Source organism: Halorubrum sp. SP9 (genome assembly GCF_005435015.1).
In the GTDB taxonomy this organism is placed as follows: domain Archaea; phylum Halobacteriota; class Halobacteria; order Halobacteriales; family Haloferacaceae; genus Halorubrum; species Halorubrum sodomense.
Genome location: NZ_SGXU01000147.1, coordinates 1 through 1,001, shown reverse-complemented (window position 1 = coordinate 1,001; position 1,001 = coordinate 1). Strand labels below are relative to the sequence as shown.

Genomic DNA, 1,001 nt, shown 5'->3' with positions numbered 1-1,001 from the left:
CGCTCTTGTGTAGCACATTGTTGATTTCAGAGAGTAGCTTTGACGGCGTGTTTGAGCGCTTTTCGTCCGGGTTTGCGGTAGAGTTCTCGTCTGAGTTGGAACGCTCGGAGATACTGTGTGAGGCGATCTTTTGAGATGCCTCGATGCGGCGAGAGCCACCGTCGCGCCAGCGACGCGTGGCTCTCGCAGGTATTCACGTGGACCGTGTCGTCGGCGTATTCACCGTCTCCGTGAACGACGTATTCGCGGTCGAATTGCTCATCTTCATCAAGCGGATCGTACGCGCAAAATCCGTCGGTATAGACGGTGAGAGGCTCCTGCTGGCGGTCAGCCAGCAGGAGCCGGATCGTCGATTCGTCTGCGGATTTCGCCGGCACAACGTACCGTTGCTCGGTGCCACGATCCACGAGGACGAACACGGGCGGTTTGTCTTGCTCATACGTTCCGCGTCCGCGTCGTGAGAGGCCGCGAGAGCGCGACCAGCGGTCGCGCTCGCGGCCTTTCAAGCCGGTAGAGACGTAGAACTCGTCAATTTCAACCGGGCCACGGAGATCGAGTGACGGCGCGTCGAGCGCTTCGGCGAAGCGCTCGACACGCCTGTGGATCGTTTTGTAGGTAACTTCGATTTCGCACTGTAACTGCCTGAGACTCGTGTTAAACCGTAAAAACGCGTAGATCGAGAACAACCATTTGCGGAGTGCGATCTTCGAGTGAGCGAAGATCGTGCCAGTCTTATCGTTGAACGTGCGGTCGCAATCCTTACAGAGATACCGCTGAAACTGCCCGTAGCTGCCGTTTCTGACCGTTCGGTCAGAACGGCAGCGAGGACAGGAAACGCCGTCACGCCAGCGAACCTGTTGGAGCAGGTCCGCTGCGACCGATTCCGACCCAAACACATCCAGCGGAATCATTCGTGTCGGACATCGCTGACGCGGTGTCCTTGTCCTCTTCGACACGACAGCGACAGCTCGCCAGTATCAACAATCTCCTACGGAAGAGCG

The 1,001-nt window shown here is 57.8% G+C and carries 1 protein-coding gene; it reads right to left on the bottom strand.

The features are described 5' to 3' along the window. Positions 1-26 precede the first annotated feature (26 nt). Positions 27-911, bottom strand: coding sequence for an IS1595 family transposase (locus EXE45_RS16930; RefSeq protein ID WP_137695021.1), 885 nt, complete (start codon positions 909-911; stop codon positions 27-29). Between the last annotated feature and the right edge of the window lie 90 nt (positions 912-1,001).

Excerpts from the sequence above, each read along its gene's own strand:
- EXE45_RS16930 (WP_137695021.1), bottom strand. The coding sequence starts at position 911 with ATGATTCCGCTGGATGTGTTTGGGTCGGAATCGGTCGCAGCGGACCTG.